Origin of the sequence: Mycoplana dimorpha, from assembly GCF_003046475.1 — a bacterium.
GTDB lineage: Bacteria > Pseudomonadota > Alphaproteobacteria > Rhizobiales > Rhizobiaceae > Mycoplana > Mycoplana dimorpha.
This window is the reverse complement of sequence record NZ_PZZZ01000014.1, coordinates 1-15,354: the sequence shown is the minus strand read 5'-3', so window position 1 is coordinate 15,354 and position 15,354 is coordinate 1. Positions and strand designations below refer to the sequence as shown.

The window sequence follows — 15,354 nt, the reverse complement described above, 5'->3', positions numbered from 1 at the left end:
TGTCCCTAACCGATTGTCAGTCAGACGTCGAAAGTTGCGGCTTTCGAAATGGCGGTGATAATATCTGGTCTAATGTCCAATCTAGATCATCAGCTTCCCGAGAAACCAATTCTCCGGGCAACAACGATCAGCAGAACGACAGGGTACTTGAGGTCAACTGCACGACGAGACCAGTCTCCGACTGGGCCGGGATGGCAGTTGCCGCCTGGAATGCGGCCGCAAAGAGGCCGAAATATGCGCTTAGATCAGTGCTCCTTGTCGAGGATGATCGCAGTGGTCCTCACGCTCAGAGCCGTGGCGTTCGCCGTGCTGTTCGGCTGCGGCAGCGGGCTGTTCAGCATCGCATCGGGCGGAGATGGCGATGAACAGCATACTCAGCCGCGAAGAAACGGGTATGTTTCCTCCTGAGGATATGTGGAAATTCAGCGGATTTTTATAAAAACCCTGCGACGAGCACGGGCGGCGCGAGGCAGCGACGGAGCCAACCCTCGCTCGTTCAATCCTGATCTACTATAGTCCGGGCGTGCAAGACATGGACACGCTAGAGAAATTGTTGCGCGCGCTTCCTCTAGGGGGCAAACCGCCGCTCACTATGCACTGAGGCTGCCCCGCTCTCTGATGGCGAGGTCGCCATATATTGGCCCAAAAGAGAGACCAGTATTCCGGCAGTAACCATTCCTTCCTGGTGAGTAACGCTTGGGACCGCCGGAGTTCTTCTCCGATCGATGGCTGTCCCTAGCTGCCGTGATGGCGGAAGCCAGCGGCGGCGTGCCTTCACGCGTCGAAATAAGTCGGACAATCGGGTCTTTTACAATGACGGGAGAATCCCATGGCACGGCTACCTCTCATGGCAGCGGCAGCGCTTGCGCTTGCCTCTTCGCTCCCCTTAATCTGTGTAACGACAACCCCGGCCTCCGCACAGTCGTTGAGTGACGACGGCGGGGGCGATATCAGCGCCAGCGACGTGCGCGACTTCCTGCGGGATGCGCTTCGCGCCCGCAGCGATCGGCGCGATCTGCTCCGGGACCTTATCGCTGAGCGGCAGGACCGTCGTGATGAGCTCATGGACCTTTTGGGAGAGGGCGGCGATATGATGGGCGACCGGCGCGAGCGGCTTCGGGACCTCCTCGCCGCGCGACGGGACCGCCGTGATGACCTCATGGATCTAATCGGCGACCGCGGCGACCGCCGGGAGCGGCTCATGGACCTGATCTCCGCGCGGCGGGACCGCCGGGATGAGCTCATGGATCTGATAGGAGACCGCGGCGATCAGGGTGGAGACCGCGGCGCCCTTCGGCAACGCCTGCTGGAGCGTCTTGCCGGGGCAGACGAAGGAAACTGTGTCTTCGTTACCCGCAGCTTGCGGGCCGAGAACGGCGACTGGCTGGCCTTCGTTCGCAGGCGGGTGTGCCGGGACTAGGCCATGATGCCTTCGAGAATGCCCAGGATCGCATGAAGTTTCCCGAAACCCGCGATGGGTGTGAAGCAGTTCCCGCCGGCGAATGCGCCGCAAGTTGATGGCTTTGTGCGTCCGGTGTCTGTTCAACAGGCGGATGCACTCGCCGGCTTTGGGAATTCCTGCGCGCCAACCGCACACGAAGCCAGGAGAGGTGAAATGAACAAGTTTCTTCTCATGACGGCAGGCCTCCTGCTGATGCCGCTCCCAGCCCTGAGCCAGAGCGCGCCCGACTCCGGCTCTCGCGACCGGGGCTCGATGCAGGATCGCGAAATCGAAGACCTGCTGCGTAGCATCACCGACGAGGTTCCCGGCGGGAGCGGTGGGCGGCGCGGCGCCGCCTTCCTGCTACGCAGCGGCGACGCGACGGTCGCAGTCCGTTGCGACCCGCGGGAATCGATGAAAGACTGTGTGGACCTGACCACGTCGCTGCTGGAAAAGGCTCGTTCTGCGATGCCTACGGGCGGCGGCGCTCCCGGAACCACGCCGCCGCCGCGACCATAGCCTGCTGCTTCCCGACTTGTCGGAGCCAGCAAGTGGCAGTTCATCTCTCGGCAGTCCGGGAGGTGCCTGCGGGCTTTCACGTTTTTCAGACCGGGCTAGTAGAAACAGATCAATTCGTAGACGTCTCGTTCGAAAAATATTCGCGTCGGTTGTCCTTTCTGCCGTCGCAAGTACCGCCTCGTGGGAGGGCATGGACGACCCGAGCACGCAATACAGCAAGGAGGACATGCAGCAGGCGCTGCAGACCAGGGAGCAGTATGATGTCCATGGCCTGCACTTCGACACCGGCAAGGCAACATTGCAGCCCGGCCGGGCGCAGAACCGCTTCTCGACGACATGGCAACCACGCTCAAGAACTTCCCTGATTGGGGCCTGAGAATTGTCGGCCACACGGACGCAAGCGGCAGTGCGGAAGCCAACGAACGTCTTTCACTCGAGCGTGCCGAGACGATCAAGGGCGGAGGCACTGCGCGCCAGGAACGTACCCTTCGTGGTGGCGAGCGCCTATGATCGACCAGAGCTTGTCGGCGGCGACGTATTGATCGGAGCGCCGAATGTCGGCAAGCCCACCGAGCAGCGCCGCCTGCTCGCGACCCTCGAGCAAGTGGCGCGGGCCTGAGTGGCAGTTCCACTCGTAAGCGCAGACGGCCGCCATACAGAACCGCTGAGCGTCACGTGATCTAGCCGGCTGGGCCGCGATCAATTTCCTTTGGCGACGCGCCGTGCTTCTGCTTCCCGCAGGGTAACCAGTTGCTGTGACGCTTCGTCCCAAAGGATGAGTTTCACGCAGCCAAGGCTCTCCTTGATCGTGATGCGTCCCAAGTCCCCCAATTCGGGGTAATCACGTAGAACTTCCGGAAGCCGATAGAAAGGAACACGGCTCGAGAGGTGGTGGATGTGGTGCATCCCGATATTGCCGGTTATCCAGCGCAGGGAGCGGGGCAGGTCGTAGTGCGATGCACCGTGCATCGCCGCGTATTGGAACGTCCATTCCGGAGGCTTCGACCAATGAGTATCTTCGAACTGGTGCTGGACGTAGAACAGCCAGACACCCGCCGTGGCGGCGATCAGCACGATTGGCAGATGGATCACGAAGAACGGAACAAGGCCGACCAGCCAGACAAGCAGGGCGGCGAGCGCGGCGATGGCGACATTCGTTGCCATTGTCGAGACCCATGGCAGCGCCCCGGACCTCATCATGCCGAACGGCAGCCGTTGCTTGAAGATAAACAGCCAGGCCGGGCCGATACCGAACATGACGAGGGGATGCCGATAGAGACGGTAGCTCAGCCGCTGCCAGCGCGTCGAGTTTTCGTATTCCGCGACGGTGAGCGTCGTGATGTCGCCGACGCCCCGCTGGTCGAGATTGCCGGCCGAGGCATGGTGTTCCGCATGGGCGCGACGCCAGTAGTCGTATGGCGTCAATGTCAAAACGCCGATCGCCCGGCCCGTCCAGTCATCCAGGCGGCGCCGGCCGAAGAAAGAGCCGTGGCCGCAATCATGCTGCAGCATGAAGAGGCGCAGGAGAAATCCCGCCGCTGGAATGATGAGGATCAGGCCCGGCCAGAAGCCGAAATGCGTCGAGGCCCCGGCGCCCGCCCACAGCAGGCCAAACGGCAAGACGGTGACGGCCAGCTCGAACGTGCTTCGGCCCATGTGCGGCTGCCGATAGGCGGACAGGATCTTGAGCCAGGCTTTCTCACGATCGGCGCCTCCGGGGGCGGTTGCGTTTAGCGATTTCATCGGCAGGTCGTGTCTTCCGGTAATGTCCCAAGCGGTTGGCGAACAGGGTTGATGAATTCGGAAAGGTCGGTTCGGGTGCTGGCCGAGCTCTCCGATTGACGTCGGCTGGTCGCGTGCCATCGACCATGATGGTGCGAGATACTGTCAGCGCTTGGTCGCCATCCACAAGACATGGCGGGCGCCGCTGTTCCTGCTGCTGGCACGCACGTTCACTTCGTCTGTGGCGAAACCGACTTCACGCAGGCGGCGCGTGAAAGCCCGATCCGGCGCGGAGGACCAGACGGCAAGCACCCCGTTCGGGCGCAGGGCGGCCTTGGCCGCCAGAAGACCGTCATGGCTATATAAACTGTCGTTGGAGGCGCGCGTCAGCCCATCGGGACCGTTGTCGACGTCGAGCAAAATCGCATCATATGCGGCCTTCTTCGATCGGATGAGCTCGCCGACGTCACCGAGATGGATATCGACGCGGCGATCGTCGAGTGTGCCTTTGTGAAGACCCGCCAAAGGTCCACGGCCCCATTCGACGACAGCGGGAACGAGTTCGGCGACAACGACATGGGCATCTTGAGGTAGCGCGCCCAGAGCGGCCCGCAACGTAAACCCCATGCCGAGGCCGCCAACCAGCATGCTTGGGTTTTTCCGACCCGCGATCCGCTCACAGCTCAAGGCCGCCAGCGCCTCTTCCGAGCCGCTCAACCTGCTGTTCATAAGTTCCGTCGAGCCGAGCATGATGGAGAATTCGCTGCCGCGCCGCTTCAGGCGCAGCTCGCCGACATCTCCGGGAATGGTCGCATGATCAAGGTGAATCCAGGGAAGCATCGGGGCATCTCGTTGCGTTGTTCAGACGCCTGGTACCACGGCGACCCTTGTCGAAGACACTAAATTATCAGGCAATCGAGGAGTCGAAAGCAAACGACCGTCCTCCCCGGTTTCCCGTTCCTCCTGGTTCATGTGGCTTAGCACCGGCTGCATGAGCTGCTGCGCCAAACAACCTCGGTTGCGTGAAGGGCTCCAAGGTTGCAACCACGCATTTGGCACAGCGCCCTGAACGAACCTTTTCTTTCAAAAATCGCTATCACCATCCGCAGCGCGACGAGCGTTGTGGACCTCCTATTGAAATCGACATGTCTGCTTTGCGCCGCCATTGTGGTCATCGAGCCACCTGTCACTGTCGCCGCAAGGCGGAGACTACGCAGTGACAACACCTGTGCTTGCGCCGATGTCCCGTTTGGGCGGTGGCGTTGAGTTGCCTAGCGATAGCCCTGAGATTGGCCTGGCTGTGTACGGATAGGTCGGTGCCGCGTGGGAGATATTGCGCAACAATCGATTGTGCGGGTTCCCCCCTTCGTCCGCACCATATTGAAAAATATGGTCAGCGAAATGTTCCTGCAATTCTCTGAGCATGTAACGCCGGGGCACACAAACCGCAGGTAGCGCTGCCCGATCAAGCAGGCTCGCCGAGATCCCGTAAAATTAGGGACCATGATTAGACCGAAGAGCCCTTCGGAAATTCGCTCAATGGGTTCAAGGGCCGACTTGGTGCGAGGCCTGTTTTTCCGGTGTCATCAATACGCCAAACTCGCTGAGCTGGAGCGGAGGAACAAGAGCCGGCGTCTGACTCGGATTGATCAGACGCCAGCTCAGTGGCGGTTCACTCGTATTGCTTGCAAACAGACCCTGACCAACGCATGCAGCGGCGATTGTGGCGTTTCTCGACTCTGGACTCGCATTTCCCATTAACCATTGTCTGCCCCACTCCGCAGCCGGCGACGACGGGCGTAACTATGCTCTCTGGTTGAATCGGCGAGCGAGGCATTGCCTGCGCCGACGAAGCGATAGCCAAGGCAAAAACCAAAACAGCGATAGTTCTGATCATGGCCCACCTCCCTTTCTTGCGCTTGATTCAAACTTGAGAACGGCGATTTAGCTGGATTCCAGGCAACCACAAACCGCGAAGCCGCCTCCACATCTTTCTGGAGGCCTTTCAAAAAGGCGGACGCACAAACGCCCACCTACCTTCAAACGCTCATCTCGGATAAGTGGAAATCGTTAGGATTATGCGCCCATTGTTGGTCGTTGACCAGCGAAATCCACCATTAGGTCAAGGAAGAAGCGGCTCGCCAAATCTGGCGCTGCTCAGGGGATTCTTGACGCCGACTTTTCGGCCGGCGCTCCAGACCGGTCGGCCCAGTGCCAACGTAATACGGCATCCAGTACACGCCGCTGTAGTTCCTGCAACTATAGGCGTTGCAGGCGCCCCCGACGGTGAGAATGCCCGCGCCGGCAAACTGGGTGGCGATCGTCGGCGGCATCGCGCTGGCGTCGGGCACCGGCATCAGGATCGCGGCAAGACCCGTTGCGCCAGCGAAAGCGAGACTAATGCATCTGAACATTTCGCTCCCCTTTGCGTTTCGAAACCACGGCTGACTTGCGCCCGTTTTTAATTCGACGCAATTTTGTGCCGCTTTATTCGCGGCTCCGGTGATTGCAAGCCGTCATCGGCGTGGCCGCGAGGCGAGCAGCGCCAGGCAAGGGAAGAAGTGACGCCATGCGGCCGGGTGCTTGATGGATGAGGCCGACTAGGAGAGCGACATGGCGTTCTTTGCTAAGGGACAGTTGATAGCTGCGGCGGGCGCCCTCGCCCTCTGCCTTCTCACGTGCGCCGCTCAGGCGGCCTCATGCGGCAAAAGCGCTGCCGGGTTTCAACAGTGGAAAGTGGAGTTTGCCGAGACGGCAAAGGCCGCCGGCGTCAGGGGGAAGGGCCTTGCAGCGCTTCTCGGAGCGAATTACGCCGTAGGAACCATCCGGGCCGACCGCTCCGTCAACAGGGCTTTCGGCGGCTCGGTCGACGACTTTATGAGACGCCGCGGTGGGCCTGCGATTATTTCCAAGGGCCGATCGCTCAAGACGGCGAACGCAGCACTCTTCGACAATATCGAGCGCAAGTACGGCGTGCCCGCCGGGGTGCTGCTCGCCATCTGGGGTATGGAGACCGGCTTCGGCGCCTCCATGGGCAACCAGAACACTGTATCGGCAATCGTCACGCTCGCCTACGATTGCCGCCGCCCGCAATTCTTCGCGCCGCATGCCATCGCGGCGCTCATGCTGGTCGACAGCGGCGCGCTGAACGCCCGCTCGGTCGGCGCAATGCACGGCGAGATCGGCCATACCGGGTTCCTGCCCGGGAACGTCTTGAAGTACGGCGTCGGCAGCAGGGACATGCGCGACAAGAGTACTGCGCTGATGTCAACGGCCAACTTCCTCAGGGCGCAAGGTTGGCGGGCCGGCGGGGGCTATCAAGGAAACATGGGCGCCATCGCTGGCTGGAACTCCGCGCGTGTCTATCAGCAGGCAATCGCCCGCATCGGCGCCGCGATCGACGGCAGTTAGATAGTTGCGCCCGCTTCCAGCTTAAAGTCGCCGTGCGACGGCTCAATTTGCTGGCTCCAGTACGATTTATGGCCTGCACGTCGTGAGCAGTGTATGCTGCTTTCCGGCACTCACTGGACGCCAGTGATGGCGCCTCTGGGCAGCCTTCGCGCTCGTCAAGACATTCTGCATCACCTGTCGCGCGACCTTGTATTTCGTCGGCGATTTCAGGCGTGACCAATCCCAGTCCTCGGCGGCAAGAGCTCTGATGTCCGCTATTCGTGTTGGGCGTCCTAGCAGCGGACGGTCGGCCGTCGGCCCCTTTCCGTCTGTAACGCGCCCTCATCCCGGACATCGCTTGCATTTTAGCCGACTCTCAAAAACGGACATCCCGGCGGATCAGCGGGGTGTCGGGTTTGCGCCTTCGAGGAGACGTTCAGAAATCCGTCACAGACTGGCAAGGTAGTCCTTGAACTGTTTCCCAGAACTCAGACGAAACGTCTCGCCAGTGTCCCTAATGGCTTTGATTCGTTTCACCTGAACTCGCGCTCGGTGACGCGCGCGCCGACCTTCTTGATGCCGCCGCCTCTTCCGATGAGAAACTGTCCCGCCTTGCTGGGCGGGTCATGTCGGTCTTCATCGATGAGGCCCATATCGTAGAGAGCTGGGGGCGAACGTTCAGACCCGATTTCCAGCGGCTTCCCTCCCTTATCTCTGATTTGAGGGTCAAGCAGCTGAAAACGGTGCTCCTTTCGGGCCGCAAACGCTGTGAACTTGGCGGCCTAAGCGACAGGCGGCGCTCGCTAGTGAAAACGCGGCTGTCGCTTAGCATTATAGCGAAGCTCGCATTCGGTCGCGTACTCGCCGAATAGGCGCAAAAGCTTGGTCTGCTCTGCCTCGGTGATTTCATTGCGCATGCAGAATTCCTTGACGGACCAGGTCTGGGTCGCCGAGGCCGCTACGGCTTTCACGCTCTTGCTGTGCATTTGAATCCTCCAGTTGTGCGGCAGAGCATATAGCAGAGGTGTTAATTAGCGAGCGATAAAATAAGACATGGTGCAGGCGAAGGATGCGGGAGTTTCCGAGCATCTGTCACATTCCAATTGCCTCGGCGCGTTCCTCTCGAGCTTCCTTCACGCCGAACCGACCGTTGCGGTCTCTCGCGTTGGGCTCTTCCCGCGCCGCTCTGTCTATCACGCCGTTGCCAGAACCATCTTCCGCACTTTCGGATCAGGGAGACGGCGTGCGCCAGGAAGTCGACGCTGACGGCGTGGATACTGGTACTCCGTCCGTCCGAAGCCGAACTCCTCGGCGCCATCGGATGGGAAGTCACAGGAACAGAGGGATGGGGCAAACTGGGAAGATCGTAAAAACCTGCAGGTTGCCGAAGATCGTCGACGGCTCAAGATTGTCAAGGAACGCATTTCGATCTGCCGCAGGGATATCCGAAAGCTGATCACTGCAGCGATGGAGGAGGGGGCTTCGGGGGACTGGGGCATGGTCGAGGGCCACTTCGTGGCGGCCGTAGGTCGGCTCGCGAAGGCAAAGACCGAGCCTGAACTCACGAACTGTCTGCAAGAGCTGACGCTGCTGCATGCCGAAGTGGTCAACCTTCTGGAACTTCAGCTGATTTCGCAAAAAAGCGACACCAATGGTGCCGAATGCCGTCACCACATACAGAGTTCAAATACCGAATCCACCAATGAACTTGAACCTAGCTCTCGAAAGGAGCAGGGGGACCCGGCGGCGCAAACCAGTGAGCTAGTGCGGGAGGCGATAAAGGCGTTTCCGTTGGGAATGGTGCTGCGGGCCTGCCCGGAAATTGCAATGTATGGCCCTGGTGGGGAAATTTCCAGCTGGCGCGAGCTGATGACGGCGGCGGTGGTGGTTCGTTCGATGCTCGGGGTCAGTCCCTCCGCCTACCAAGAGGCGTGCGAAGTGATGGGCCCGGAAAATGCCGCCGTTGCGGTCGCCTGCATCCTCGAAAGGGCAGGGCACATTAATTCAGCCGGCGGCTATCTGCGCGACCTGACACGAAAGGCGGCGCGGCGAGTTTTCGCTCGGGCCGATGCTAATGGCCTTGCTGCGGTTGAATGGAAAGCCGGTGCAGAGTACGGGCTGATCGGCCGCAGGTTGCTTGGTTGGCGCTCGGGGCAGGCGAGGAGGGATGACAGGAATGACGGCGCAGTTTGACATGTTTGCGGATGATGCGCCGACGGTGATCAGGCGATCACGTTCGGATGGACGCGCGACGCCGGTCATGACCGAGGACGACATGGTGCGGCATCTGCAGGAAACCGGCCGTTATCGAATCCTGATGAAGCTCCAGCCTCGACCGGTTGTCCAGTTGCCAGATTCGGCCTTTCCGTTGCGCGGCGTCATCATCGATACCGAGACGACCGGTCTCAGTTCGCGCAAGGACGAGATCATCGAAATCGGCGCGGTCGCCTTCAGCTTCGACGCAACCGGCACGATCGGTGCGGTGACCGACGTCTATGGCGGACTGCGGCAGCCGAGCAGGCCCATCCCCGCTGACATCACGCGGCTTACCGGCATTACCGAGGCGATGGTTGCCGGACAGGTGATCGACTTTGATCGGCTGGAAGCGCTGGTGACGCCGGCCGACCTGATTATCGCCCACAATGCCGGGTTCGATCGACCGTTCTGCGAGGCGCTGTCACCAATTTTTGCCGACAAGGCCTGGGCCTGCTCGGTTTCCGAGGTGGATTGGCACGCGAGGGGCTTCGAGGGAACCAAGCTTGGCTATTTGATCGGCCAAGCCGGCTATTTTCATGACGGGCATCGGGCGGTCGACGACTGCTTTGCGCTGCTGGAGGTTCTCGATAGCAACGGCCAGGACCAGGCCGGATCTGCGTTCGCCGAGCTGTACGCTGCCAGCCAGCGTTCGCGTGTCCGAATTTTTGCGGAAAATTCTCCCTTCGACCTAAAGGATCATCTGAAGGGGAGGGGGTATCGCTGGTCCGACGGCAGCGACGGCCGCCCGAAGGCCTGGTGGACCGAGGTGGCAGACGCTGATCTCAAGGACGAGCTTTGCTGGTTAAGGAGCGAAATCTACCGCTACGAGGCCAGCCCGCCGATGAAGCGGCTGACGGCATTTGATCGTTTCAAGGGGTAGGCAGAGCGGTGAAGTGCGGAGCCACCAGCACCACCCTCGCGATGAGAATCTCGATAACTGATTGTCCCGGACTTCTCATCGCTGCTGGCTCCCCAATTAGCGCCGAGGATGCCCCTGGACCCCGGCGATCGGCCGTTCAAACGTCTGATGGATAGGTCACCGCAGTTGAGCTTGAAGCGGAGATAGCGTGGTCGCCAACATTTGCCAGCGTCGCTCTCGGCGACGACGTTATTCCGCGTCGACCAGTCCGTCAAACACCTCGAGCAGAGTATCGACAATCGTCTGACCCAATGCATTCGCTGCCGCGGCAATCGTCTCGTCACTGCCCTCGCGGGCGGCGACCGCGAGATCGCCAGCCTGTGCGGCGATGATGGCGCTGACGCGTTCGATCGCCCATTGGGCAAAATCCGCCCGTGACTGGATGGTCGTTGTTTCCATGAGCAATTCCTTTCGCGTTCAGGATCTTTTTAGGGTTTCCCGGCATGATAGCCCGGCGTGTTTTGGTGTTGCATACGCGCTATCTGGCTTGACCTAGATAATCAAGCGAGCCGCCTTGCCGCGTCGGCGCTCCGGACTGTTGTAGTAGGAGGCGGCCTGGGTCAGTGACTTGTGCTGCGACTGCTGCATCGCTTCTGTCAGCGGCACGCCGCGATTGGCGGCTTTGGTCAAGCCGGAGCGCAGGCCGTGCGCGGAGAAATTTTCTGGATCGAGCCCGGCCTTCGCAGCGGGCTTTCAGGACCAGGTTGATTGACTGCGGCGCCAGGGCGCGATCGACATTGCCCCACTGATGGATGCGACGGAATACCGGGCCGCTGTCAATCCGGGCTTCGTGCAACCAGCGCGTCAGCGCCTCGACCGACCGGCCGATCATCAACGAGCGGGCGTCGTCGCCCGGACACGTCGTCTTTGTCCGACCGAGACGGATCGCCAAGGGCAGGGGAGGGGATGCCAGGTTGTCCGGTTCGGCACGCACCGGTTCTTCCTCGACCAGGTCCTCGACGCGCAGATTGCCAACTTCCGAGCGTCGGCGAGCGCCGGATGCAAAGGCCGTCAAGAGAATGGCGCAATCGCGGATATCGACGAGAAGGCTTCTAAGCCTCACCCGCGCCCTTCCTGGGAGAACGTTTCCTGCGCGCCTCGCCACTTGCTACGCCCATCTCCTCGGTCGCTTGCTTCCAATGGCGTTCGTGCTGGTCGTTGGGGCGCCCTTCGCTTTCCCAGATTGAGTATGCTCGGCGGCGGATTTCATCCTCGCGTTCGTCAATCATCGCTCGGTCCCTTATCCCTTTGGCACGCTGGGGTACCGGTTGCCCCCAGCGATCATGACGTTCTCATACAGTGACATCCGTGGTACCTCGGCTGCGGACAACGCTTGCTCGACTTGCTGAACGCCCTGCTGCGTTTGGAGTTCCAGTTAGCGCGCTACACTTTTCGCACCACGGCACATCTATGCGCCGGGGGAACCTTCAGTTCTCGTGGCGGTTGGGCTATCCCACCTAGAGATGTCGGCTTGCCCTCGACGTCTCGGTCTGGCATGCCGGCGACGCTCACCTCCCCGCTTGCCAATCGCGCATCCTGCAGACCGGTTTTGTGCTATATTGACGGACGGGAAAAACGCCGACCACCCAGCACGTTTTGCACCAGGAGATGCTCTCCAGGCTCCGGGGCTTCCGACCGCCGACGCCGAGACATTCTTGGCTATTTTCTACGAGGGTCTAGCCGGCCACAGGCGGTTTCACGATCAAGTTGAGAAGGGGCTGCCGTCGATTCGCCACTGATCTTGGTCGCTCCCCGAGAGCGTCATCGGATCCCACCGCTCGCATCAGTCAGTTCGGCATGAATTTTCTGGGCGAGTTGGAGATGCTCGAGCACGATCGGCAGCGTCTTCATCGCGAATTGCTGCAGGTTGGCGTCCTCGCCTCCGGTGATCTCCCATTCCAGGAGATGCGCCGTGCGCTGGTGATCCGTGATCTGCCCGGCCATGTAGGCAACGTCATAGTCGTGCCCCTGCAGATCGTTCAGCTTCGCCTTCATCGCCTCCTGGTCGGGCAACAGGCCTTCCGGCAAGGGGATCTTGGCGGTATCGGCGAGTTGCGCCAGCTCGTGGTTGGCCGCATCGTGGTCCTTGACCATGCGCTGGGCGAAATTCTTGACGCTCTCCGCGCTGGCGCGGTCGGCCGACATATGGGCAAAATCGACCTCCGCCGCCCCGCCAGCCGCCACGAGCCGGGCGAAGACCCGATCCGAATTGTTCGTTTGATTGGGAGCTGGATCGCCCGGCTTCTGCATCCGCGTGTCTGCGCCCATGAAGGCCGGATTGCCGATCTGGGCCCATGCGCCGCTGACGCTGGCGGCAAGGATCGCAAGGGTGAGGATGTTTCGCATGACGGACCTCTCAAAGCGCAAGGAGGTAGGCGACCAGATCGTCCTTTTCTTTCTGATCAAGCTTGACGCCTAGCACCAGGTTGAAGAATTCGACGGTGTCGGCGAGCGTGAGCAGCCTTCCGTCATGGAGATATGGCGGAGAGTCCTTGATTCCCCGCAGCGTGAAAGTCTTGATCGGACCGTCGGGCAGTGCCACGAAGTCATTCGTCACCTCGCCGATGCGGTAGAAGCGCTCCAGCTTCAGATCATGCATGTTGTTGTCCATGAAATTCGTCTGCGGAACGTGACAATCCGCACAGCGCCCCTTGCCCATGAACACCTTCTCGCCGGCGAGTTCCTGCTCGGTGGCGAGCGCCGGGTCCAATCTTCCGAACGGATCAAGCTTGGGCGCTGGCGGCAGGTCGATGATGTTCTGCATCTGGGCCATCATGGCGACCTGGTTGGTGCGGTCGGGAAGGTTCGCCCCCTTTCTGGTCGCGCTGACATGATCGCCGTTGAAGTAGGCGGTCCGCTGTTCGAACTGGGTAAAGTCCTCGACAGAGCGCAGCGACCGCTTCGAACCATGGATCTGCTGATTGAATACACCGCGCAGGCTGGTGGTATCGAGCCGGAAGCGCGCCGATTGTGGCCGCACGTCCGGCGTCTGGTGGAAGGCCGCGTTGGTGTGAAAATTCGCGTGGCAGTCAAGGCATGCGACGCCCAGGCTCTGCTGGGCGACCTTGCGGTCTTCGGTCTGGTTGAACTCCTCCTGCGGGAAGGGAGTGAGCAGCAGCCGCAGGCCTTCCATCTGCACCGGCGTGATCAGGCCGTTCATGATCTCGTAGAAGTTCCGAATGGACAGCACTTCGCCGCGCGAGACGTCTCCGAGCTCTGGATGCGTGGTCAGGAAGATCGGTGGCGGAAACTCCGGTGTCAGATGATCGGGCAGGTCGAAGTCGACATCGAAACGACGCAGGTCCCGCTGCTCAAGCCGGGCGATCGCATCGATCTGCGCTTGCGGAAATACCTGCCCGCCTGCCGACTGCTTCACGTGCGGCAGCGGCTTGAAACCTGACGGCAGCAAATTGCGGTCGCGTATCTCCGTGGGGGTCAGATTTGACAGGTCCTCCCAGGTGGTGCCCTCCGGCAGCTTGACGCGCACGCCACCCTGAACAGGCTTCCTGCCCCCCGACATCATCGTGCCGTCGATCGGCTTGTCGGCAAGATCGTAGCGCTGCCGGAGCATCGCTTGCTGGCGCTCCATCACCGCTCGCTTCTGTGCCTCGTCGATCGATTTTGCGTCGGAGAATGGCATCGTCGGCAGTGGTCTATAAGTGAGATCCGGCGGCAACGGGTCCGAGAGCGCCGGGATGCCAATCAGGATCGCAGTGGAAACAGGAAGTGCAAACCAAAGACTCAATTTAAGGGTTGTACGCATAATGGCCTCTCCCGCGCACGAAATGCGGCTAACCGCGGCAGGACAGGAATGTTCCACAGCAAGATGGCGCGTCGACGGCTCGGCCGATCCGGAGGGGCCATTGCACGCCGACGCTCGTCGGCCGATCTCCTTGCCAGACACGGCTGGCCTTCGGAGAGCACTGTCTTCCCTGGTGTCGCTATCGCGGTCTCTGCCGATGGAACATTCCGAGGCTGATGTTGTTGGCAGCGGTTCATTCCACACGCTGTGAAGGAACAATGATGGCGACCGATGCACGAGAGAACTTGATTGCTTGGCTGCGCGATGCGCATGCGATGGAAGAGCAGGCCGAGACGATGCTGCGCGCCCAGCATGGCCGAATAGAGAATTATCCCGAACTGAAGGAAAAGGTTGGCCAACACCTCCAGGAGACGCAGCAGCATGCTGACCTCGTTAAAGGTTGCCTCGACCGTCTGGCCGGCGGCGCCTCCACGCTGAAGGTTTCCGCCGCAAAGCTTACCGCAATGATGCAGGGCATCGGTGGCGTCTTTGCCAGCGACGAAGTGGTGAAGGGGGCGCTTGCCAGTTACACCTTCGAGCACATGGAAATCGCAAGCTATCGCATTCTGATCGCGGCTGCAGAATTCGTAGGCGACGAGCAGACTGCGACGGTCTGCAAGCGGATACTGCAGGATGAGATCGCCATGGCAAATTGGCTGGAGCAAAATCTCGGCGCTGTGAGCCTCCAGTTCCTGAGCCGTGACGAGAGCGACCTTCAGGCAAATCGATAAGGCGTCGTGGGATTCGGCGGATAGCGCGGAATCGTGTGCGCTGAACAAGGAGGTGCAGCATGCCAGACGACAAGAAGGCGATTGGCCGGGATCGCCAGCGAGTGGCGGCCGAACAAGTTTATGAGGTCGCGTACTTTGCGAGAAAGTTCGGCCTCACCAGAGATGAAGCGCGTGACATCATTAAGCAGGCTGGCAACAGCCGCGAGAATGCGAACGATCTGGCCCGCGATAGGCCTCAGCCAACCCGGTAAACGTCGTCAGCGTCGGCGCTCTCCCGCAACCCCTTACAAGCACCCCCTTATAAGAGGGGTGCCGAAGATGAGATTTTTGGCTTGGGCGTAGAAGCTCTCAGTGAGTGCGTGATCCTTGGAGAGTGCGTCTCGCACAGGAATACAAAACACCTTCCTACGATCTCGAGGAGGAGGTTCGGAAAGCCAGAGATCAAATGTCCCAAGAGGTCGTAGCGCAGTAAGCGCTGTTTTTCCCCCACCTTCCGGATCAGCGTGTGATTGTTGATGTTGTTGCCGAACGAGGCTTCGACATATGACGATTACAGGGTTTACGCATGGCACCA

15 protein-coding genes and 3 pseudogenes are annotated in these 15,354 nt (G+C 60.6%); 10 read left to right on the top strand and 8 right to left on the bottom strand.

Translation table 11 applies throughout. The features are described 5' to 3' along the window. The first annotated feature begins 829 nt into the window (after positions 1–829). The 5 genes and pseudogenes from C7449_RS21055 to C7449_RS21040 form a co-directional block, all read left to right on the top strand. On the top strand, positions 830–1,420 hold the full coding sequence (locus C7449_RS21055; RefSeq protein ID WP_108004866.1) for a hypothetical protein: 591 nt from the start codon (positions 830–832) through the stop codon (positions 1,418–1,420). A 195-nt stretch (positions 1,421–1,615) separates the two neighbouring features. Continuing rightward, a complete protein-coding gene (locus C7449_RS21050) occupies positions 1,616–1,960 on the top strand; it encodes a hypothetical protein (protein WP_108004865.1) in 345 nt (114 codons plus the stop codon). 190 nt (positions 1,961–2,150) lie between these two features. Next, positions 2,151–2,336, top strand: a complete 186-nt coding sequence (locus C7449_RS21045; RefSeq protein WP_245414473.1) for a hypothetical protein — start codon at positions 2,151–2,153, stop codon at positions 2,334–2,336. After that, a complete protein-coding gene (locus tag C7449_RS22510) occupies positions 2,297–2,470 on the top strand; it encodes an OmpA family protein (RefSeq protein ID WP_245414470.1) in 174 nt (57 codons plus the stop codon). Before C7449_RS21045 ends, C7449_RS22510 begins: the two co-directional genes overlap by 40 nt. Next, positions 2,418–2,579 (top strand): annotated as a pseudogene (locus tag C7449_RS21040) (response regulator); the annotation flags it as partial. The gene C7449_RS22510 and the pseudogene C7449_RS21040, both read left to right, overlap by 53 nt. Positions 2,580–2,659: 80 nt before the next feature. Here C7449_RS21040 and C7449_RS21035 read toward each other — a convergent pair. Continuing rightward, positions 2,660–3,703, bottom strand: a complete 1,044-nt coding sequence (locus tag C7449_RS21035) for a fatty acid desaturase (protein ID WP_108004864.1) — start codon at positions 3,701–3,703, stop codon at positions 2,660–2,662. A 144-nt stretch (positions 3,704–3,847) separates the two neighbouring features. After that, complete coding sequence (locus C7449_RS21030) at positions 3,848–4,522, bottom strand: spermidine synthase (RefSeq protein ID WP_108004863.1); 675 nt, start codon at positions 4,520–4,522, stop codon at positions 3,848–3,850. Between the two features lie 1,773 nt (positions 4,523–6,295). On the opposite strand from C7449_RS21030, the gene C7449_RS21015 reads away from it, so the two are divergent. After that, positions 6,296–7,093 carry a lytic murein transglycosylase gene (locus C7449_RS21015; RefSeq protein WP_108004860.1) on the top strand — a complete coding sequence of 266 codons (798 nt, stop codon included), beginning with the start codon at positions 6,296–6,298 and terminating at the stop codon, positions 7,091–7,093. Between the two features lie 782 nt (positions 7,094–7,875). Here the strand turns inward: C7449_RS21015 and C7449_RS21010 are convergent. After that, positions 7,876–8,058, bottom strand: coding sequence for a hypothetical protein (locus C7449_RS21010; RefSeq protein ID WP_108004859.1), 183 nt, complete (start codon positions 8,056–8,058; stop codon positions 7,876–7,878). A gap of 391 nt (positions 8,059–8,449) precedes the next feature. Between C7449_RS21010 and repC the strand changes: the two are divergent. Together repC and C7449_RS21000 are read left to right on the top strand one after the other, a co-directional pair. Beyond that, a pseudogene (repC, locus tag C7449_RS21005) lies at positions 8,450–9,194 on the top strand (plasmid replication protein RepC); the annotation flags it as partial. A 54-nt stretch (positions 9,195–9,248) separates the two neighbouring features. Further along, entirely contained in the window at positions 9,249–10,208 is a 960-nt protein-coding gene (locus tag C7449_RS21000) for a 3'-5' exonuclease (RefSeq protein WP_108004858.1), read from the top strand. Between the two features lie 228 nt (positions 10,209–10,436). On the opposite strand, the gene C7449_RS20995 is transcribed toward C7449_RS21000, so the two are convergent. From C7449_RS20995 to C7449_RS20975, 5 genes and pseudogenes are all read right to left on the bottom strand, one after another. Continuing rightward, positions 10,437–10,646, bottom strand: coding sequence for a hypothetical protein (locus C7449_RS20995; protein WP_108004857.1), 210 nt, complete (start codon positions 10,644–10,646; stop codon positions 10,437–10,439). A 93-nt stretch (positions 10,647–10,739) separates the two neighbouring features. Continuing rightward, positions 10,740–11,292 (bottom strand): annotated as a pseudogene (locus tag C7449_RS20990) (tyrosine-type recombinase/integrase); the annotation flags it as partial. A 7-nt stretch (positions 11,293–11,299) separates the two neighbouring features. Beyond that, entirely contained in the window at positions 11,300–11,476 is a 177-nt protein-coding gene (locus C7449_RS22505; protein ID WP_108004856.1) for a DUF2934 domain-containing protein, read from the bottom strand. Positions 11,477–12,008: 532 nt separating this feature from the next. Beyond that, complete coding sequence (locus tag C7449_RS20980) at positions 12,009–12,593, bottom strand: DUF4142 domain-containing protein (protein ID WP_108004855.1); 585 nt, start codon at positions 12,591–12,593, stop codon at positions 12,009–12,011. A 10-nt stretch (positions 12,594–12,603) separates the two neighbouring features. After that, entirely contained in the window at positions 12,604–14,010 is a 1,407-nt protein-coding gene (locus tag C7449_RS20975) for a cytochrome B6 (protein WP_108004854.1), read from the bottom strand. Between the two features lie 260 nt (positions 14,011–14,270). On the opposite strand from C7449_RS20975, the gene C7449_RS20970 reads away from it, so the two are divergent. Continuing rightward, on the top strand, positions 14,271–14,780 hold the full coding sequence (locus C7449_RS20970; protein ID WP_108004878.1) for a ferritin-like domain-containing protein: 510 nt from the start codon (positions 14,271–14,273) through the stop codon (positions 14,778–14,780). A gap of 59 nt (positions 14,781–14,839) precedes the next feature. Then, on the top strand, positions 14,840–15,031 hold the full coding sequence (locus tag C7449_RS20965) for a DUF3606 domain-containing protein (protein ID WP_108004853.1): 192 nt from the start codon (positions 14,840–14,842) through the stop codon (positions 15,029–15,031). The last annotated feature ends 323 nt before the right edge of the window (positions 15,032–15,354 follow it).